Genomic DNA, 18526 nt, shown 5'->3' on the forward strand with positions numbered 1-18526 from the left:
GCAGGAGGGAGCCCGCCGCTGCTGCGGCAGGTTACAGACTTCCCTTCATGAACTTGACCTGGGAAGCCGGTGTGCGGCTGCCTTGCATGGCGACAAACTTGCCATCCTGCCATTGCAGGAAGAAATAGCGGTCATCGGGACCGAAATACCGCCAGATCATGATGTCGTCCCCGCTGCGGAAATCCGTATTTCCTTCAGCGCGGCTGACATCGCTCCGGTAATTCTCCAGTTCAAACGTGGCTTCGCCGTCTAATTCAAGACGGGAGGGGACATCGTTAGGGTCATCCAGCGCCCCCTCCATAAATTCACATAAAAAGCACTCATAGGTACGTCCCTTCTCAACGAGCAGGCAGCGGATTTCTTTGCCGCTTTGAAGGTAGTAAGCATAGCGGTGAGGTGCAAATCCGCGGTCGAAATAAATGACTTTACCCGAAACGACATATTCTTCTAAATCCACGTTGACAATATCGCCTACACGCGACTCCTCCAGGGGATTCGCCTGTTTGACGGGCTCGACGGTTTTGTTGCTTCGCATGATGTTGCCGACACGTTTAAATATAGACATGAATGGATGCTCCCTTACGTTTAATCTGAGGTTCTTATGTCCATTATATACGATGGAAACTGTTGATGGTTTCGAGGGCCTTCGAACTTGAGTTTTGCTTCATGAGTAAATAGTCACTGGAAAACGTTACGCGAAGTATGTTATACTATTCAAGATATTCTTAAGGGCGGCTCTATGAATCAGAAAACAAGTAATTTCGGATTAGGGTTTCCGCACGGTGAACGGGTGTCAGTTAAGAAAAGTCGTGCTTAAGGGTATAAGAAAAGAAGAGCGATCTTCATCGGATAAAAGGAGAATGAACGGATTGAAAAATTTTTCAGAATTTGATTTAGATGCAAAAGTAATCAAAGCGATCACAGAGATGGGCTTTGAAGAATCGACTCCCATTCAGGAGAAGACGATTCCACTTGCGATGGAAGGACACGATCTGATCGGCCAAGCACAGACCGGTACGGGTAAAACCGCCGCTTTCGGTATTCCACTCGTGAGCAAGATCGAGCCAAGCGAAGATAAGATCGTAGCACTTATTATGTGCCCGACTCGTGAGCTGGCCATTCAGGTAGCGGAAGAAGTAGCCAAACTGGGCCGCTTTAAAGGCATTCGCTCCCTGCCGATCTACGGCGGACAAGATATCGGCAAGCAAATTCGCTCCCTTAAGAAGAAGCCGCAGATTATTATCGGTACGCCGGGCCGTCTTCTTGACCACATCAACCGCAAGACCATTAAGCTTGAAGCCGTTCAAACCGTAGTTCTGGACGAAGCGGATGAAATGCTTGATATGGGCTTCATGGATGATATCCAATCCATCCTCAGCCTGGTCCCTGCTGAGCGTCACACGATGCTTTTCTCAGCTACAATGCCTCCGAACATCCAGAAGCTGGCACAACAGTTCCTGACGAACCCGCAGCATGTTTCCGTAATCCCTAAGCACGTAAGCGCGCCGCTGATTGACCAGGCCTATGTTGAAGTACATGAGAAGCAGAAATTCGAAGCTCTCAGCCGTCTGATCGATATGGAAGCACCGGAGCTTGCTATCGTATTCGGACGTACGAAGCGCCGGGTCGATGAGCTTGCAGAAGCTCTCCAGAAGCGCGGTTATGCAGCTGAAGGCCTTCACGGCGACCTGTCCCAGAATCAGCGCGACAACGTTATGCGCAAGTTCCGCGACGGCAGCATTGACGTACTCGTAGCTACAGACGTAGCGGCTCGTGGTCTCGACGTATCGGGTGTTACCCACGTAGTGAACTTTGACCTTCCGCAGGATCCAGAGAGCTACGTTCACCGTATCGGCCGTACCGGCCGTGCTGGTAAAGAAGGTACAGCATGGACGTTCGTTACTCCTCGTGAGATTGACCACCTGCATTTTATCGAGAAAGTAACCCGCCACAAAATTCCTAAGAAGCCAATGCCAAGTCCGGCAGAAGCTATGGAAGGCAAGCAAAAAGTAACGGCAGAGCGCTTGATCAACCTGCTTCAAGAAGAGAAGCACCTTGAATTCAAGGGCGTAGCCATCCAATTGCTCGAAGAGTATGACTCCGTTAACCTTCTGTCCGCAGCCCTTCAGCTTCTGACTGGCGGCGAGAAGAAAGAAGTTAACGTTGAGCTGACTCCGGAAGATCCTATCCGTGCTAAGAAGCGCCGTGTTGACGTACGCAGCTCTGGACGCAAGTTCAGCTATGGCAGCGACCGCAGAAGCGACGGACGCTCTGGCGGCGGCTATAACCGTTCTGGCGGTTCCAGCGGCGGCGGATCCCGCTACGGAAGTTCGTCTTCCTCTTCCCGCGGAAGAGACGGCGGACGCGACTATCGTGACCGTGACGGCGGCAGCCGTTATGGCGGCGGATCCGGCGGATCCCGCAGCACGGGTTCCGACTATAATAAAGACCGTTCCAGCAGCAGCAGCAGCCGTCGCAACGACGACAGCAACGCATAAGGAACATGATCAAAGACGATCCCTATAGGGATCGTCTTTTTTTGTGGGAGATTCGATTTTAATTGGACGATCTAAGATCTGATGGTCTAACGGCATATAAAAGGCTGGCGGATTAGTACAGGAACGATCGTGTGATGATAACCAGCAGGATGAACAGTACCAGAATGGCCCCAGTGGAAGTCCAAACACCCGGAACTTGTGACATGAACAATCGCCTCCTTCAGATGAACGGGAATCCTTCTTGCCTTATTAAGATATGACGATGGTAACGAAACGAAAGGGCGGCTACCTATGGCTATAAAAATAGGCTATAATAGAGATTAACACCACCAGAGGGGGACAAGAGTTTGGAATATCGAGGTTTAATGGGCGGTTTTTACAGAATTTCTGAATGGGTAATGAGGCTGTCCGCCATCAATGTGCTGTGGATAATATGCAGCATTCCATTTTTCTTCTTTGCATTAACGGGGCTGATGTCAGGTGACGTGAATATGCTGATACAGTCTATTTTTCCTATGGCGGCAGTGGCACCGTTTACACTATTCCCAGCTACGGCTGCTATGTATACGGTGGCCCGCAAATGGGTGACCGGCGATGAAGATGTGCCGCTTTTCAAAACCTTTTTTAAAGGTTACAAAGAGAACTTTGTTCAGAGTCTTGTCGGAGGAATTCTATTCGTACTGATTGGAATTCTGCTGTTCGTAAGTTACCGGTTTTATTCAAACTTAGACAACATGCTTGTCCTCTTGTCCTATATGTTTATTGCAATGGGCATTGTGATGGCGGGGGCGTTATTTAACTTTTTCTGCATTATGACCCATCTTCATATGAAGACGTTCCAGGTGGTTAAGAATTCGTTCCTGCTTACAATCGGCAATCCCGTTAGAAGCGTATCGACAATCGTCGGGAATTTGGCGATTCTTATAGTGAGCTATAATTTTTCTTTTCTGCTTGTTTTCTTCGCAGGCAGCATCGGCGCCGCTTTTACTTTCTGGCAGTTCAACCGCAGCTTTGATAAAATAAAGCAGAAGCAGGAAGCGATGGAGGAAGCGGAGAGGGAAAAGGCGGAAGAAGAAGCATCCGAGAACGAAACTTTGGAGCTTGATGGAGATACGAATACGTCGAAAAATGGCGATAAAAGCAACTAGATCTAACAGTATCTGGGTATTGAAATATCTTCTGCTGAGCAGTTAGACCTAATTACACGATAGGCAGTCGATTCCAGTTGAAACGGGACGCGGATTGTCTTATAATAAGAAAAACAGAGAACATCCTGCGATGTGCGTTGCGGTTTTTATTGTTTTAAACCAATGACGGTTTCTAGGGAGATCAACATCGAAGCACGGCTGACATGCCCCCGAAAAGGGACTTCAAATGTGTTTTTGCGGTCACCCACCTGCTAGTGCAGGTTTGAAACTTAAAACTGTACGGCATACGCGGGGGTTCTTTTTTATGTTTAGAAAGCAGCAGCTTGCACAGTAGTGCACAGCTGTTTTTTTGTGTTGTCGAGCCGATGCCGGAGCCGTATCGAACGTAATGAAACTGCGGATGCTTTTGTAATCGTTTTGGGATTGTGATATGTTAAAAAAGTGAAAGCCCGATCTACATAAAAAGAAAATAAAAAAATGATGCCGAAAGTGGTGGAGTGTGTATGAAACTGTTTCTTGATACAGCCAATGTAAACGAGATTAAGGAAGCGCACGAGCTGGGAGTTATTTCGGGAATTACGACGAATCCTTCTCTGATTGCAAAAGAGGGCCGTGACTTTTTTGACACGCTGAAGGAAATTGTGGATATTGTAGGCGATATGCCCATCTCCGCTGAAGTGGTGGCTTCGGATGTGGAAGGAATGGTCAAGCAGGGAGAGAAGCTGGCCAAGATCGGCAGTGGCATTGTCATTAAAGTGCCGATGACTGCGGACGGACTCAAGGCAACCAAGCGTTTCAGCAGCCAAGGGATCAAAACCAACGTGACCCTGGTATTCAGCTCGACACAGGCTCTTCTGGCCGCGCGTGCAGGCGCTACTTATGTATCGCCCTTTATCGGCCGCTTAGACGACATCAATCAGGTCGGCATGAATCTTATTGAAGAGGTCAGTCAGATCATCTCCATTCACGAGCTGCCTACCGAAATTATCGCGGCAAGTGTAAGACATTCGACGCACGTGATTGAGGCGGCTTTGCTCGGATCCCATATCGCTACGGTTCCGTTTAAAGTGATCGAATCCATGATGAAGCACCCTCTCACGGATGCGGGCGTGGAGCGCTTTATGAAGGACTGGGAGAGTGCTAACCAGCAAATCTTCTGATGAGATCTTCTAACGGTGTTCCAGCGCGTTAGGATTAGGTGTATAGAACGATACCGGCCTCTCTGTTGAGAGGCTTTTTTTCTATCGCCGAAGGTCTAATGAGTTTTAATTGCATGCATGAGTTTACTGAACTCTATTGCGCTTCCATATAGATCCGGTGGTAAGAGGACTGAAATTGGGGAAATATCCCCGTTTTTCGGGTTCTCCTCTTTTGCTTCCTGATAAAGAATGGTAAGATTGTTTTTAGTGTGGTTTGGCAAGCATGCATTCAGGATATGCTTCATGAAGGGGGAAAGACTTTGAAACGAACGTTGATCGGTTTGCTTCGCAGTTTTGAGACGACCGGTGAGAAAGCCAAAGATCCGGAACTTAAGACCCGTTACTACAAAATTTCCAAGAATGAAATGTGGGAAGAAACCGTCGGGATGATCAAGAAAACACCTGGCTACAAACTTCTGCACGAAGTTAAAAATGTAGGTGAAATTGTAGTGGAAAAGCGTACTGCACTTGGTCGTACGCAGGATATTACGATTACTTTGTTCGAGGTTAATCCGACAACAAGCGCTGTGGATATCTATTCCGCTTCTCGGGGGAATTTGGGGGACCTGGGTTCTAACTACCGGACCATTCTCGATATTTATAAACAATTGGACAAGAAACTCGCGGCCTACAAACTAAGCCGTTAGGCTGTCAGTAGTCTGCACCAATAAAAAACAGCAGAGGAATCTGATTCCTCTGCTGTTTCCTTATCATACAAGAATCTTCAGTCTAATGATTAAACGAGTTTGTGAACAGCATCCAAAGCTGCTTCGTAATTCGGATGATTCGTCATTTCCTGAAGATATTCCACGTACTGGATTTTGTCGTTAGCATCGATTACGAAAATAGAGCGCATGTCCAGCTGAAGTTCTTTGATTTGTACGCCATATGCCTGGCCGAATGAATTCGATTTGTAATCCGAAAGCAGAACGACTTTATCGATGCCGGCAGCTCCACACCAGCGGCTTTGTGCAAAAGGCAAGTCCGCGCTGATCGTCAGAACGACAACATTATCCCCGAGCTTCGCTGCTTCTTCGTTAAAGCGGCGGGTCTGCGCATCACATACACCTGTGTCGATCGAAGGCACGACGCTAATAAGTTTTACTTTTCCGGCATAATCCGAAAGAGAAGCTTCCGTCATAAGGTCTTTGTTCAATTTGAAATCAGGTGCCGTGTCCCCGACTTTAAGTTCCGGACCGACGAGCGTAATGGGATTCCCCTTAAGTGTGGCAATACCCGTGCGTTCTTGTGACATATGTACTCCTCCTTATCGATTCAACCTAATTTGGTTGGCAATTTCCAACAATCTTTATTATAACGCGCTGTTCCCGGGATTGTCCAATGGTTGTACGAAGGAGCTCGGCAGCAATGAAATACGGTTCTGCGCCATGAGAAAGGATTCTATAATAGATGGTAGCAGGATGACGATGGAACGGAGGAAGACGTGGAGCTAAGACAACTGCAGTATTTCGTAAAAGTGGCCAGAAAGCAACATATGACTCAAGCGGCCGAAGAGCTTCATGTAGCTCAATCTGCCGTCAGCAGGCAGATCCGTCAGCTTGAAGAAGAGCTTGGCGTCCAGCTTTTTGTCCAGAAGGGTCGTAATTTGCAGTTGACCTCAGCCGGACGGCTTTTTTTGAGCCGGGCAGAGGATATTTTGAACGATCTGGACCGGGCCGTCATCGAAATTCAGGAATTTCTGGACCCGGAGGCGGGGGAAATCCGTGTAGGCTTCCCGCATAGCGTCTCGATGTCCATTCTTCCTTCCTTTATTTCATGTTTCAGGCAGGACCATCCGAACGTTAAGTTCCGGTTGAGACAGGGGACCTATACCAGCCTGATCCGGGATGTGATGGACGGAGTCATTGACCTCGCCATTGTTTCACCTTGCCCGGAATCACATGAGCATGTGAAGGGAGAGGTGATGCTGACGGAAGAGTTATTTGCTGTTCTGCCGCCGAGTCACCCCCTGGCCGAATCCGTGAGTATCCGGCTGGAACAGCTCAGGGAGGAGCCGTTCGTCCTATTCGGAGAGCAGTATTCCTTGCGGCCGATTGTGATGAACGCTTGCCAGCAAGCGGGATTCGTGCCCAAGATTGAATTCGAGGGCGACGAAACGGATACGATTCGCGGACTTGTGGCCGCCGGTATGGGGGTTAGTCTTCTTCCGGAGCTTGCGCTCCGGTATAGTACGTTAATCGAGCCTGCTGTCGTGAAAATTATGGACCCTAAAGTAACTAGAACGGTAGGGGTTATAAGGCGAAAAGGCGAGAAACTGCCCCTGGTGACCGATATCTTTAGACAATTTCTGCTCGAATTCAAACCAAGTCGGGCGGATTAGATGGAGATTGGATATGAAAAAAGCTTTCGTGCCAAAGGGCGCGAAAGCTTTTTTCAATAAATCCGGCGGAACATTCCCGAATATATTAGTCGTCGGAACGTCCGGTGAAAATCATAATGTACTTGATAAGTTCCAGCAAGGAAATCAATGCGGCTGCTACATAAGTAAGTGCGGCTGCATTAAGAACTTTGGCAACTCCTGTTTCTTCTTCATTCGTAATGAAACCGCCGGCAATCATCAATTCTCTAGCGCGGTTGCTGGCATTGAATTCCACTGGCAGAGTAACCAGCTGGAACAGTACGGCGGCCGAGAAGAAGACGATACCCAACAGCAGCAAGGAAGGAATCTGTTGGAAGATGAAGCCTGCGATCAGGAGAAGAGGCGCAATACCCGAGGCGATGTTCACGACAGGGAACATCTTGTGACGGGCCACCAGCATCGGATAGGATACTTTATGCTGAATTGCGTGCCCTACTTCGTGACAAGCAACCGAAACGGCAGAGATGGTGCTTTCGTAATAGACGGGTTCTGACAATCTGACTGTTTTGGAAATCGGATCGTAGTGATCTGTCAGAGTGCCTGGAGTCGGTTCGACGGGAATATCATATAAACCTTCGGCATCCAGCATGCGTCTAGCAGCCTCGTATCCTGTCATGCCCGACATAACGGGTACGGCGGACCATTTGTTGAAAGTGCCCCGGACCCGGAAGGATGCCCACATCGATAAGCCGAAGGCAATAATAATTAAAAAGTCCATAGGATGAAAAAACATAGATAGCTGACCTCCAATATTAACGTGTTAATCTAACTAGTTACGTGAACGGACCTTTGCCCAGCAGGTACAGCAGCGCTTCGGCACAAGCTGCTGTCGGCTGCGTGATCAAATTGTAAATTTTCTTAAGCTGATTCGGCTTAAGCTGCTGAATCATAGGATCCAGTTCCTTGATTTCACGCTGCAGTTGTCCGAGCAGTACCTGATAATTCGTCAGTTTATCCGTGACCTGATCATTATGAACAGCTTTATCCAGCGTAAGCATCGTGGTACGGATTTCTTCTAACGTATACTTCTCTTTTTTCATATCTTCAATACGTTTAAGTCGAAGCAAGGTTTCATCGGAATAAAAGCGATAATTATTGTCCGATCGTTTCTCTGGATGCAGGAGACCTAACTTCGTATAGTAATCAATTGTTCGCGGGCTTACGCCGGCAATCCGGGACAATTCACCGATTTTATAAAGCTTCATATCCCCATCGGTTCTCTCTCCTTTACTATAATGTACGCTCATTGGTGCCTTTAGCCTAATGATACCCGATCCTAAACCATACAGTCAAACGTGATGCTTTTGCCTGAATCAGGATAAAAAAGAGAGGCGGAAAAGCGTCAAGTGAGCCATCAGGCCTTGATTTTCAAGAAAGAAGGGCGGCAGTTGCAATATTTGATGTTAGGTTTTATTACATAGTTTACAAAAAAATGAACATTACCTATTGTCATACCCTGAATTGTTCGCGTATAATGACAATAACAAACGAATATGTTAGAAAACCTAACATAAAAGGAGAGGATAACCATGATTAAAAAAACAATGATCGGATTGGGACTATTCGCGATCCTGTTCCCGGCGCTTGCGTTTGCTGAGCCTGCAACGAATGAACAATTACAAGCGGCTATCAATTCAGTATGGGTACTGATTGCCGCGATGCTGGTTATCTTCATGCAAGCCGGCTTCGCTCTGCTTGAGGCGGGTTCAACGCGAATGAAGAATGCAGGCCATGTAGCAGGTAAAACGATTTTGACCTTCGGTATTTGTGCCTTAGCTTTTTGGGCTTTTGGTTTCGGCCTCGCTTTTGGGGATGGTTCTGGTCTCTTCCGCAACAATTTGTTTGGTTTAACCGGATTTTTTATGGACGGTGTCCATGCTGAAGCGTTCACGTCTTTGAGCGCATCTGATGTACCAATCGCGATAAAATTCTTGTTCCAGCTTTCATTTGTAGGGGTTTCCCTTGCGATCGCTTGGGGCGGTTTTGCAGAACGTGCTAAGCTGCCGGTTTATTTCATCTTCGGTGTGTTGTTCACGATCGTAATTTATCCGATTGTTGCGCACTGGGTGTGGGGCGGCGGCTGGTTATCCAAAATCGGTATGCAGGATTTTGCCGGCTCCACAGTCGTACATCTTCAGGGGGCGACTGCCGCTCTGGTAGCTACGATTTTATTGAAGCCGCGCATCGGTAAATACAATAAGGACGGTTCACCTAATAAAATTCCGGGTCATAACCAAGTCTATTCCGTACTGGGTGTTATCATTATCTGGATCGGCTGGTTCGGCTTCAACCCGGGCAGCACGCTAAGCGCAATGGGGGACGGATTCTTCGGATTCATCGCACTTAATACAAATTTGGCAGCCGCTGCGGGTGCAGTGGCAGCAATGATCATCTCCTGGATTTACTTCGGCAAGTCCGACATTCCAAGTATGCTAAACGGTGTTCTGGCGGCTTTTGTGGCGATAACCGCTTCCTGCGCATTCGTAACGCCGCTCGGTGCGATCGCAATCGGCGCTATTGCCGGAATCATTACGTTCTTTACGGCAATCTGGTTTGAGAAACGCGGCATCGATGATCCCGTTTACGCTTTTTCCGTACATGGTGTTGCAGGGATTTGGGGCACGCTGGCTACCGGATTCTTTGCCACTCCGGAACTGGCCAAGACGGTTGGTGTAGGCGGAGCGGGCCTGTTCTATGGAGGCGGACTCCACCAGCTGTGGGTCCAATTTATCGGAGTCGCCGGTGCATTGATCTTTGTCCTCATTCTCTCCTATATTGTTCTTACCCTTATTAATAAAACAGTAGGTCTTCGTGTTACGGAAGAAGAAGAGATTATGGGTCTGGATCTGTCCGAACATGGTACGTACGGATACCCGGAGCAAATGAAGCACAGTACAGAAGAAACGTCAGATGCCGGCCAGGCGGCAGGCAAACCGGATAACCGTTCTGTACCGGCCTCTTCATAACCTGAAATGAAGGAACTCTTGAGTAAGGAGATGCTGCCATGGGAGCGGTAACAAGCTCCGGCTGGGAAAAGCTGCGGCTAGAGATTGCATGCGCAGCAGCTTCAGATGATCTTAGAGCGCTTCGTGAGAAGATGCAGGAGCTTTTCAGCGCGGAGCAGTCAAGCAAACCGACTGCAGAGTTGTATCACAATTTGAATCGTGTTCACGATACGCTGATCAGCCGCACAGTGAAGATGGCGGAGCGCAGGCTGGTCGCGGAGGGGGACGGGGAGCCTCCGCTGCCATATGCCTTCATCCTGGTAGGCAGTGCCGGCAGGAGTGAACAGACACCGTGGAGCGATCAGGATAACGGGCTTGTGTACGCCGATCCGGCCCCGGGTATGGAGGATTCGGCTGCGCTGTACTTCAGCAAGCTGGCCTCCTTAATCCGGCAGGGCTTGGAATCAGCCGGATATCCGCCCTGCAGGGGCAAGGTGCTCGCCGATCAAGCCCTGTGGAGGCATAGTCTAACCGGCTGGAAAAGACTGCTGGACGGGTGGTTTGCCGAGCCGGTATGGGAGAATGTACGCTACCTGCTTATCGCCTCCGACATGCGGGCGGTTAGCGGCAATCCGCAGCTGGCCGATGACATTAAACTTCATTTCAGCAACAGAATTCAGCGTAACCCGGAACTGCTGCTTCCGCTTATGGCTAATACGCTGCATCACAAGGTTCCGCTGGGCCTGCTCGGGAGAATCGTTACGGAGAGATACGGTGAAGATGCCGGAGGGGTCGATATAAAATACGGGCTCTATATCCCGCTTGTTAATGCGATCCGCCTGCTTGCGCTGGAAAGCGGCATTGCAGAGAGTGCAACGCTTATGCGAATAGAGGAACTTGTGAAGAAAAAAGTACTGCCGGATGCGTTCGGGAATGCTTGCCGGGATGTTTTTGAGAAAGCGATGGAATTAAGATTAGCTACGCCTTTCTCCCATAAGAATGGGCATTTCAATGCCAGCGGCGTACTGCCGGCTGAGAAATTAACCAAGGCCTGCAGACTGGAGCTTAGGCGTGACTTTCGTTTTGCCCGGCAGCTTCAGAAGAAGGTTGTCCAGCGGGTCCGCATATCCGTCAAACAACCTTGAATCAGCCGGCTTCCAGTTATCATGAAAAAGCCGGACATTAACGGACTGCGGAAGGAGTAGAGCGATGAAGGAGATGCGTCCGGACGTAGGCATGTGGCGGTTGTATAAGATGGGCGGCATCACTCCGGCGGTTACCTCCATGTTCAATCCGCGGAACGCGCAGCAGATGGCTTTTATCCGGCAGCTGCTCAAAGACCAGCGCAAGCACTCGCTTCTGGATACGTCTGTGCATAATCTGCCGCTCGTTGTATTTGACCTCGAAACGACAGGCTTCACTTCATCAGGCGGGGATGAGATTTTATCGTTCGGTGCTGTGTCGATGACCGGTGCGGAGATAGAGGGGAAAAGTTATTACAGCCTGGTAAACCCGAACCGGGGGATACCCGAACATATCGAGAAGCTGACCGGCATCACCGCAGCAGAGGCGGATCAGGCCCCCGATTTGATCGTAGTTCTTAGAGAATTCTTCGAATTTGTAGGTACGCGCGTTTTGCTGGCGCACGGATCTGCGCATGATAAGGCTTTCCTTAACGCAGCTTTGTGGAAAACATCCAAGACGAGTCTGACGCACCGTGTTATTGATTCAATGATGGTGGCTAAGTGGCTGATACCCGGAAACCGGGAATATTCACTGGATGCTTTACTGAAGAAGTACGATATTCCCGTACTGCGCAGGCATCATGCTTTGGATGATGCGAAGATGACAGCGGTTCTCTGGCAGAAGCTGCTCGGAGAAATCAGAGAGATGGACGTAGATACGCTAGGCGATTTGTACAATTTATTGAGCAAAACCTAGTCACGCGAATGCAGCACTGGGGCCCATTTCCGTATAAAAAAACAGGTTGCGACGGACAGATGCCGTCAGTAACCTGTTTTTTTGTCATGCTGCTGTGGCTCGGATAGAACTTCATACCTCCTATGCATCGAAAGACAAGGGGATCGTGCCGAATGGTTCTCCCGTCAAAACACTTGTGAGGAGGGTAGAGACGGCATAGACAGCTATATCCGGTTCTATGCCGGCAGTACAGGAAACAATCCAATACGTCGGAAGCTGCGGCCATAACCGGATTCCATCCAAGTCTTCTGTGGATGGGACAGGAGGGCCGGGATGGGAGTGAAACATGCCGATGATGAAAGCTTTATTGGGATTCCTGGAAATGGACGCACCAGATTCTGGTGCAGAATCTTCCAGCAAACGCATAATGTCCGCAGGACCCATCTGAAAAGAATGCTCCGGATTGTCTGCGACATTGGGCACCCAGACGAAAGAAGAGACAATTGCCTCCCCTTCGTCCCAATAGCCATATATAAATCCGCATGCCTCCTCCGGCAGGTAATTCTTGAAATGATTTATCCATGTCTTATAAATGGCTCTGTTCACTCGAATCATCATGCGCCCAGTATACCGGAACCGGGATACCGGCTCAACTGATTTCGCCTTTGGGTTTAACCAGGAAGAAGACAAGAGCCAAAGTAATCCCGGCGAGTGAAGCGACTGTAATGAAGATCATCCGGTCCGAAATATCCATCAGCCATCCGAAAATAGGAGGACCGAATGCTACACCGATAAACCGTAGACTGTTATAGATGGAGGTAATCATCCCGCGTTCACTTTTTTCGACAGATCCCGTAATCATCGTATTCAAGCATGGAAGGAGCAACCCGGTTCCGATAGCGCTCAGTGTCAGCAGTCCGATGAACAGATACAATTTATCGAAGGCAAATATAGTGGAAGCAAGAGAAAGCGTCATGATCAAGAGGCCTATGTTGATCAGCCACCGCATGAGTGTACCGTTCTTTTTGATAAGCGCACCGGTCGTATAGGAAGTGACAACCATTCCAAGCAGCGGAATCGCGAGTACAAAACCTTTTCTCACCCCATCAATGTTGTACGGGGCTTCTTCCAGAATGTTGGACAAATAGAAAAGCACGCCAAACAAAATAAAGAGTGCCAGCGAACCAGCGAAGAATGAAGTGATCAGCCAGCGTCCTTTTTCTTTTAGAATCGAGCCGATCTTATGCAGGTATTCCTTAAGCTTGGGCGGCTTTTTCTTGGCCTCCGGTTCTTTGATCAGGAACATCATAGCAAGAAGGGAGAGAAGGCAGAAGACAGGCAGCGCGAAGAAAGGAGCATACCAGACCAAGAGGGCCAGTAAGGCGCCGAAAATCGGACTGACGACTTTGCCGAATCCGTTGGAAGCCTCCGTCAAGCCAAGCGCTTTGCTTTCGGTAGCTCCTTTAAACATATCTCCGACTAAAGCCATTGCAATAGGCGCCGTACCCGCAGCCCCGATTCCTTGAATGCCCCGGGCGATGATCAGAATCGTGTAGGATTTCCACACCGCTCCGAATCCGGCCAGAATTCCGGCTGCCCCGTATATGATTAAGGAAGGAATGATGATGCTTTTGCGGGTAAAACGGTCAGACAAATAACCCGAAATCGGGATTACGAGACCGGCTGTGATGGAAAACAGTGTAATAACCAGACTGCTCTGGAATTTGGTGATGCCCAGCTGCTTCTCCAGGTCCGGAAGAATCGGGACCAGCATCGAATTCCCCAGTACCAGAACCAGGGGGACTGTGGCAATGGCAATAAACTCCCACAAATGTCCTTTGGATTTGTCTTTTTTGGAGCCGGCATCCGATTTGTGACCGGTCTGTTCCGTCTCCTCCGCTTCAATTTCACTTTCAAAAACTATATTCAGCCTGCGGGCTTTTGTTTTCTCCATGAGGACGACCTCTCTTCTGCTTGGTAAGAGTAGGTTTACCCGGTTGTTGAAGTTCATACGGCTGCAGGAGGTACATAATGTTGGAATCCGGTAAATTTGGCGATACTAATGGCATCTGAATTTATTGGGGCTCCTGTGATAAAATAATTAGGAACTAGAAGAAAAGAGGGCTGGAAGTGAAGCGTAACGCAGTTATTGTGGCGATTGTTGTTTTGCTGGCTGTCGCTGCCTTCGTGCAGAATGGAAAATCGGATAATAAGGAGACATCGGCTCCTGCCAAGGTGGGTCCACGGCCCGGGATGATATCCCCGTCTTTTACACTGCCGGATCTCGAAGGCAAACCCTATCAATTCGGAGGAGAACGGAGCAAGCCGGTTATTTTGAATTTCTGGGCATCCTGGTGCGGCCCGTGTAAAGCCGAAGTTCCGGATCTGATCGAACTTTACGGGAAATACGGAGACAAAGTCGACTTGGTGGCGATTAACATTACAAGCCAGGATAGTGAAAAAAGCGCAAGGGCTTTTGCAAAGGAATATGGAATTAATTTTCCCGTTCTGCTTGATGTGCCGGGGGATGTGACCGCCTCCTATAAATTCATGGTCGTTCCGACGAGTTTCCTGGTGGGTAAGGACGGAGTGGTCCGGGAGATGGTGAACGTGCTGCCTAAAGAAGAATGGGAAAAGAAAATCAAGGATTTGATCCGCGACAAGTGAGTGAAACCACATATTAAAAAAAGCCGCACGTCCTTCAGTAAGTCAAACGAACTGAGGCGTGCGGCTTTTTATGGTTTTCGCTTTGTAAGGGGGGTGCCGGTTAGTGATTAATCAATCCGACTGGGCGCGTATCGGAAGTCGTATTCTCCAGAGAAGACTTGCCGATCAAAGCATAGCGGAAGCTGTCGACAAGTGCGAACCAGCTGGCTTCGATGATGTTCGAAGAAACGCCGACCGTATTCCATTCCGACTCGAAATTACGCGATTCGATAAGAACGCGGACTTTGGAAGCCGTGGCCCCTTTGTCGTCCAGAACCCGGACTTTGTAATCCGACAAATGCATAGCAAGCAGATCCGGGTAGAAAGGAATGAGCGCTTTACGAAGCGCATTATCCAGTGCGTTAACCGGGCCGTCGCCTTCCGCGGCCGTGTACATCGTCTGGCCTTTTACGTTGACTTTGACGAAGGCTTCCGAGCTCACCGGTCGGTCAGCGGATTTCTCCACGAAGATCTTAAAGGATTCGAGGACAAAAGGTTCGTTGCTGTCCCCGGCCGCTTCACGCATAAGTAGCTCCAGGGATGCGTCCGCACCTTCAAACTGATATCCTTCATGCTCCAGATTCTTGATCCGAGAAATAATTTCACGTGATCTGCCGTCCTGCTGGTCAAAATTCAGACCAAGCTCTGCAGCTTTGGAGACAAGGTTGCTCTGTCCGGCAAGTTCGGATACCAGAACACGCTGCTTGTTCCCGACTTTCTCCGGAATAATATGCTCGTAAGTGCTGGCGTGCTTGAGAATGGCAGAGACATGAATGCCTCCTTTATGAGCAAAAGCGGCGCTTCCCACATAAGGCTGGTTCATCGGCATAGAGATGTTAGCGATCTCACCGACATAGCGTGCGACTGAAGATAACGATTCCAGCTGCGCTTCGGACACGCAGGAGTAATTCAGCTTCAATTGCAGGTTGGGAATGACCGAACACAAGTTGACGTTGCCGCAGCGCTCGCCATAACCGTTAATGGTGCCTTGAACTTGGCGGGCTCCCGCACGGACTGCTGCCAGGGAGTTAGCAACGGCAAGTTCACAGTCGTTATGGGCGTGAATGCCCAGCGGTACGGAAATATGCTTCTTCACTTCACTTACTATAGAAGTAACCTCTTCGGGCATGGACCCGCCGTTCGTGTCACAGAGCACGATCCAATCGGCACCTGCAGCTTCGGCTTTGCGGATAGTCTGCAGGGCGTATTCTGCATTGTTCTTGTAACCGTCAAAAAAATGTTCGCCGTCATAAATGACTTCCAGTCCTTTGTTTTTGAGAAACCGGACAGAGTCGAAAATCATCTCCAGGTTTTCCTCGAGGGTAGTCTGGATAGCTTCGTGAACATGAAAATCCCACGACTTGCCGAAAATAGTCGCAACTTTGACGCCCGATTCAACAAGCGTGTTCAGGTTCACGTCATCTTCTGCACGCGTGTTCTTGCGTCGTGTGCTGCCGAAAGCGGTTACTTTGGCATGCTTCAGATTTAATTCCTGGACACGATTAAAAAATTCAATGTCTTTGCCATTGCTGCCCGGCCAGCCGCCTTCAATATAATGAACACCCAGCTCGTCAAGTTTCTGGGCAATTTTGAGCTTATCTTCAACGGACAAACTAATCCCTTCACCCTGGGTGCCGTCACGAAGCGTGGTGTCGAAGATTTTGATTGAATCGGACATTTCGGTGATCCCCCTCTAAACATGTGGCTATTGTCTGTTCATTTATGCGAATGTATGATTCACGATTATACCATAATATTACGGGTGTAGAAGGAGTTTTCGCAAATTTAAACGTCATGCCGCGTCTTGATTCCTCCTCGTCCGGCAGATAGACTGAATGTAGGGCGTACAGCCGAGTAATAGGCGCCAAGCGGACGCTATACTTGCGGGAGGAGGGAAAGACGTGAATGTACAGGAGAGTTATCCTAAAAAAGGCCGCGTTATTCTTCATATCGATATGAATGCCTTCTATTGCTCGGTACACGAAGTCGCGGAGCCGGAGCTGTATCGCGGCAAGGCGATAGCGGTCTCCGGGAGTGTCGAGCAGCGTAAAGGCATTATCGTCACCTCCTCTTATCCTGCCAGAGCCCGCGGCGTCCGTACCGGCATGCTTGTACGAGAAGCGGTAAAGCTGTGTCCGGAGCTGATCCTGATCAAACCTGATTTTGATATGTACCGGCAATATTCACGCGGATTCCGCCGGATCGTTTATGATTATTCTCCGATGGTTGAAACCATGTCAATAGATGAATGTTTTGTAGATATTACAGGTTCCAAACAGTTCGGAACCCCCCTTGAAATTGCTTCTGAAATCCAGATGCGCATCAGAGAAGAGCTGGGTCTTCCTTGTTCGGTAGGCGTTGCGCCTAACAAGCTGCTTGCCAAAATGGCTTCGGACATGAAGAAACCTAACGGGTTGTTCGTTCTCAGACTCCGGGATGTCCCTTCGGTGCTATGGGACAGACCATGCGGGGAGCTGTACGGAATTGGCAAGAAAACGGCCGATAAGCTCCTTAAGCTGCAAATTCGTACGATTGGCCAGCTTGCGGGTGCAGATCACGACCTGCTGCAGAAAACTTTCGGCATCAGCGGACCTGCGATGAAGCAGGCGGCCAATGGCATTAGTCACTCGGAGGTGAATCCCGAGCGGGAACCGAACAAATCTGTCGGTCATACGACGACGCTGCCCTATAATTATACAGAGCGCCGGGAAATAGCCCGGGTGTTCCTGAATTTATCGGACCAGGTAGGACGGCGCCTGAGGCATCAGAAGCTGGTGGCTTCTACGGTGCAGATTACGATCCGCGATCCGGATATGAAGACCATTACGCGCAGCATCACCCTGCCTGTACCGACTGACCAGCACGATGACATCCACCGCGCCTCCTGCGAACTCTTCGACCGTCACTGGACCCCTGGCAAGCCGATCCGTCTGCTTGGCGTGACCGCCCAGAATCTTGAGCCCAAGGAAGAAGCCGCTATCCAGCTGGATTTGTTCAGCTACGAAGCACAGCCGAAGAAGAACAGACTAAGCGAGATTATGGATACACTACGGGATAAGTTCGGCGAAGATGCGGTTGTAACGGCAGGTATGATCGGTGATGATCCTTCTGCTCTGCTGCGGAATCGCAAAAGAAGGGGAACTTCTCTGGAGAGAGATCCGGATGGCGAAAGCTTCCGTAATGAATCGGATAATCAAAAACAATGAAAACCCGGGGAATTACTCGGAATAATTCGTCCGGACGCCGGAAACACGGGCTGTGCCTGGTTTTTAACCTCTGTGACGCGTTGATGTTTAACCGGCGTTATATTATAGTGGACAATGGAGGATATAATGAGGAGGAATCACGATGGCTAAGTATACATGGGTGGAGAAAGACACTTGCATTGCGTGCGGTGCTTGTGGCGCAACTGCACCTGATATTTATGACTATGACGATGACGGGATTGCGGAAGTTATCTATGAAGGCGACGGCAATCACGGAGTAACGGTAATCCCGGATGAGCTCTATGACGATTTGCAGGATGCTCAGGATGGCTGCCCGACGGATTCAATTAAAGTGGCAGATACTCCTTTTAATATGGAAGGGTAATTAGCCGGCATGCCGGCAGTTATCGAGTAAGACCTTAGAAGCCTTGTTTCCATTAGGAGACAAGGCTTTTTTGCTGTATAGAAGGCGCCTGAGTCTCCATTGGAAGAGAAAGAAAGGGGCGCGGAAACCGTTTGAATCC

General features: G+C 49.2%; 19 protein-coding genes and 1 other RNA gene. 12 read left to right on the forward strand and 8 right to left on the reverse strand.

What is annotated here, in order from left to right; all coding sequences use genetic code 11:
* Window positions 1-31: 31 nt before the first annotated feature.
* Complete coding sequence (locus EDM21_RS03040) at window positions 32-565, reverse strand: DUF4178 domain-containing protein (RefSeq protein WP_157332827.1); 534 nt, start codon at window positions 563-565, stop codon at window positions 32-34.
* 304 nt (window positions 566-869) lie between these two features.
* Between EDM21_RS03040 and EDM21_RS03045 the strand changes: the two genes are divergently transcribed.
* On the forward strand, window positions 870-2498 hold the full coding sequence (locus EDM21_RS03045) for a DEAD/DEAH box helicase (protein ID WP_157332829.1): 1629 nt from the start codon (window positions 870-872) through the stop codon (window positions 2496-2498).
* Window positions 2499-2610: 112 nt separating this feature from the next.
* On the opposite strand, the gene EDM21_RS03050 is transcribed toward EDM21_RS03045, so the two are convergent.
* Entirely contained in the window at window positions 2611-2703 is a 93-nt protein-coding gene (locus tag EDM21_RS03050; RefSeq protein ID WP_084783462.1) for a sporulation protein YjcZ, read from the reverse strand.
* Window positions 2704-2845: 142 nt separating this feature from the next.
* Here EDM21_RS03050 and EDM21_RS03055 point away from each other — a divergent pair, with 142 nt between their 5' ends.
* The 4 genes from EDM21_RS03055 to EDM21_RS03070 all read left to right on the forward strand — a co-directional run bounded on the left by EDM21_RS03055 (window position 2846) and on the right by EDM21_RS03070 (window position 5492).
* On the forward strand, window positions 2846-3646 hold the full coding sequence (locus EDM21_RS03055; RefSeq protein WP_157332831.1) for a YesL family protein: 801 nt from the start codon (window positions 2846-2848) through the stop codon (window positions 3644-3646).
* Window positions 3647-3765: 119 nt separating this feature from the next.
* Window positions 3766-3945: non-coding RNA, 6S RNA (ssrS, locus tag EDM21_RS03060), on the forward strand.
* A gap of 204 nt (window positions 3946-4149) precedes the next feature.
* On the forward strand, window positions 4150-4806 hold the full coding sequence (gene fsa / locus EDM21_RS03065) for a fructose-6-phosphate aldolase (RefSeq protein ID WP_068773709.1): 657 nt from the start codon (window positions 4150-4152) through the stop codon (window positions 4804-4806).
* A gap of 275 nt (window positions 4807-5081) precedes the next feature.
* Window positions 5082-5492 carry a DUF1499 domain-containing protein gene (locus tag EDM21_RS03070; RefSeq protein WP_068775092.1) on the forward strand — a complete coding sequence of 137 codons (411 nt, stop codon included), beginning with the start codon at window positions 5082-5084 and terminating at the stop codon, window positions 5490-5492.
* 89 nt (window positions 5493-5581) lie between these two features.
* On the opposite strand, the gene tpx is transcribed toward EDM21_RS03070, so the two are convergent.
* Window positions 5582-6100, reverse strand: coding sequence for a thiol peroxidase (gene tpx / locus EDM21_RS03075; RefSeq protein ID WP_068773710.1), 519 nt, complete (start codon window positions 6098-6100; stop codon window positions 5582-5584).
* Between the two features lie 189 nt (window positions 6101-6289).
* Between tpx and EDM21_RS03080 the strand changes: the two genes are divergently transcribed.
* The gene (locus tag EDM21_RS03080; RefSeq protein ID WP_166541803.1) at window positions 6290-7186 is read left to right on the forward strand and encodes a LysR substrate-binding domain-containing protein; all 897 of its coding nucleotides are present in this window, start codon (window positions 6290-6292) and stop codon (window positions 7184-7186) included.
* Window positions 7187-7271: 85 nt separating this feature from the next.
* Here EDM21_RS03080 and EDM21_RS03085 read toward each other — a convergent pair whose 3' ends face one another.
* A complete protein-coding gene (locus tag EDM21_RS03085) occupies window positions 7272-7958 on the reverse strand; it encodes a zinc metallopeptidase (RefSeq protein WP_157332833.1) in 687 nt (228 codons plus the stop codon).
* A gap of 40 nt (window positions 7959-7998) precedes the next feature.
* Complete coding sequence (locus EDM21_RS03090) at window positions 7999-8430, reverse strand: helix-turn-helix domain-containing protein (RefSeq protein WP_157332835.1); 432 nt, start codon at window positions 8428-8430, stop codon at window positions 7999-8001.
* A 324-nt stretch (window positions 8431-8754) separates the two neighbouring features.
* On the opposite strand from EDM21_RS03090, the gene EDM21_RS03095 reads away from it, so the two are divergent.
* The 3 genes from EDM21_RS03095 (at window position 8755) to EDM21_RS03105 (ending at window position 12111) form a co-directional block, all read left to right on the forward strand.
* A complete protein-coding gene (locus EDM21_RS03095) occupies window positions 8755-10191 on the forward strand; it encodes an ammonium transporter (protein ID WP_157332837.1) in 1437 nt (478 codons plus the stop codon).
* 38 nt (window positions 10192-10229) lie between these two features.
* A complete protein-coding gene (locus EDM21_RS03100; RefSeq protein ID WP_157332839.1) occupies window positions 10230-11315 on the forward strand; it encodes a DUF294 nucleotidyltransferase-like domain-containing protein in 1086 nt (361 codons plus the stop codon).
* A 64-nt stretch (window positions 11316-11379) separates the two neighbouring features.
* A complete protein-coding gene (locus EDM21_RS03105) occupies window positions 11380-12111 on the forward strand; it encodes an exonuclease domain-containing protein (RefSeq protein WP_157332841.1) in 732 nt (243 codons plus the stop codon).
* 120 nt (window positions 12112-12231) lie between these two features.
* On the opposite strand, the gene EDM21_RS03110 is transcribed toward EDM21_RS03105, so the two are convergent.
* On the reverse strand, window positions 12232-12696 hold the full coding sequence (locus EDM21_RS03110) for a Mov34/MPN/PAD-1 family protein (RefSeq protein WP_157332843.1): 465 nt from the start codon (window positions 12694-12696) through the stop codon (window positions 12232-12234).
* Between the two features lie 43 nt (window positions 12697-12739).
* Entirely contained in the window at window positions 12740-14044 is a 1305-nt protein-coding gene (locus EDM21_RS03115; RefSeq protein ID WP_157332845.1) for an MFS transporter, read from the reverse strand.
* Between the two features lie 176 nt (window positions 14045-14220).
* Between EDM21_RS03115 and EDM21_RS03120 the strand changes: the two genes are divergently transcribed.
* Window positions 14221-14757 (forward strand): redoxin domain-containing protein, encoded by a 537-nt coding sequence (locus EDM21_RS03120; protein ID WP_166541804.1) that lies wholly within the window; start codon window positions 14221-14223, stop codon window positions 14755-14757.
* A 100-nt stretch (window positions 14758-14857) separates the two neighbouring features.
* Here EDM21_RS03120 and cimA read toward each other — a convergent pair whose 3' ends face one another.
* The gene (gene cimA / locus EDM21_RS03125; protein ID WP_157332847.1) at window positions 14858-16474 is read right to left on the reverse strand and encodes a citramalate synthase; all 1617 of its coding nucleotides are present in this window, start codon (window positions 16472-16474) and stop codon (window positions 14858-14860) included.
* Between the two features lie 223 nt (window positions 16475-16697).
* On the opposite strand from cimA, the gene EDM21_RS03130 reads away from it, so the two are divergent.
* Together EDM21_RS03130 and EDM21_RS03135 are read left to right on the forward strand one after the other, a co-directional pair.
* Window positions 16698-18002, forward strand: a complete 1305-nt coding sequence (locus tag EDM21_RS03130; RefSeq protein WP_338043917.1) for a DNA polymerase IV — start codon at window positions 16698-16700, stop codon at window positions 18000-18002.
* Between the two features lie 142 nt (window positions 18003-18144).
* Window positions 18145-18387, forward strand: coding sequence for a ferredoxin (locus tag EDM21_RS03135; protein WP_157332850.1), 243 nt, complete (start codon window positions 18145-18147; stop codon window positions 18385-18387).
* The last annotated feature ends 139 nt before the right edge of the window (window positions 18388-18526 follow it).

It is taken from the genome of Paenibacillus lutrae, assembly GCF_009757775.1.
GTDB lineage: Bacteria > Bacillota > Bacilli > Paenibacillales > NBRC-103111 > Paenibacillus_F > Paenibacillus_F lutrae.

Bases quoted from the DNA above. Each gene is read 5' to 3' on its own strand.
- fsa (WP_068773709.1), top strand. From the start codon at position 4,150: ATGAAACTGTTTCTTGATACAGCCAATGTAAACGAGATTAAGGAAGCG.
- EDM21_RS03085 (WP_157332833.1), bottom strand. From the start codon at position 7,958: ATGTTTTTTCATCCTATGGACTTTTTAATTATTATTGCCTTCGGCTTA.
- EDM21_RS03135 (WP_157332850.1), top strand. From the start codon at position 18,145: ATGGCTAAGTATACATGGGTGGAGAAAGACACTTGCATTGCGTGCGGT.
- EDM21_RS03050 (WP_084783462.1), bottom strand. From the start codon at position 2,703: ATGTCACAAGTTCCGGGTGTTTGGACTTCCACTGGGGCCATTCTGGTA.
- cimA (WP_157332847.1), bottom strand. From the start codon at position 16,474: ATGTCCGATTCAATCAAAATCTTCGACACCACGCTTCGTGACGGCACC.
- EDM21_RS03100 (WP_157332839.1), top strand. From the start codon at position 10,230: ATGGGAGCGGTAACAAGCTCCGGCTGGGAAAAGCTGCGGCTAGAGATT.
- EDM21_RS03115 (WP_157332845.1), bottom strand. From the start codon at position 14,044: ATGGAGAAAACAAAAGCCCGCAGGCTGAATATAGTTTTTGAAAGTGAA.
- EDM21_RS03040 (WP_157332827.1), bottom strand. From the start codon at position 565: ATGTCTATATTTAAACGTGTCGGCAACATCATGCGAAGCAACAAAACC.
- tpx (WP_068773710.1), bottom strand. From the start codon at position 6,100: ATGTCACAAGAACGCACGGGTATTGCCACACTTAAGGGGAATCCCATT.
- EDM21_RS03095 (WP_157332837.1), top strand. From the start codon at position 8,755: ATGATTAAAAAAACAATGATCGGATTGGGACTATTCGCGATCCTGTTC.
- EDM21_RS03090 (WP_157332835.1), bottom strand. From the start codon at position 8,430: ATGAAGCTTTATAAAATCGGTGAATTGTCCCGGATTGCCGGCGTAAGC.
- EDM21_RS03105 (WP_157332841.1), top strand. From the start codon at position 11,380: ATGAAGGAGATGCGTCCGGACGTAGGCATGTGGCGGTTGTATAAGATG.
- EDM21_RS03070 (WP_068775092.1), top strand. From the start codon at position 5,082: ATGCTTCATGAAGGGGGAAAGACTTTGAAACGAACGTTGATCGGTTTG.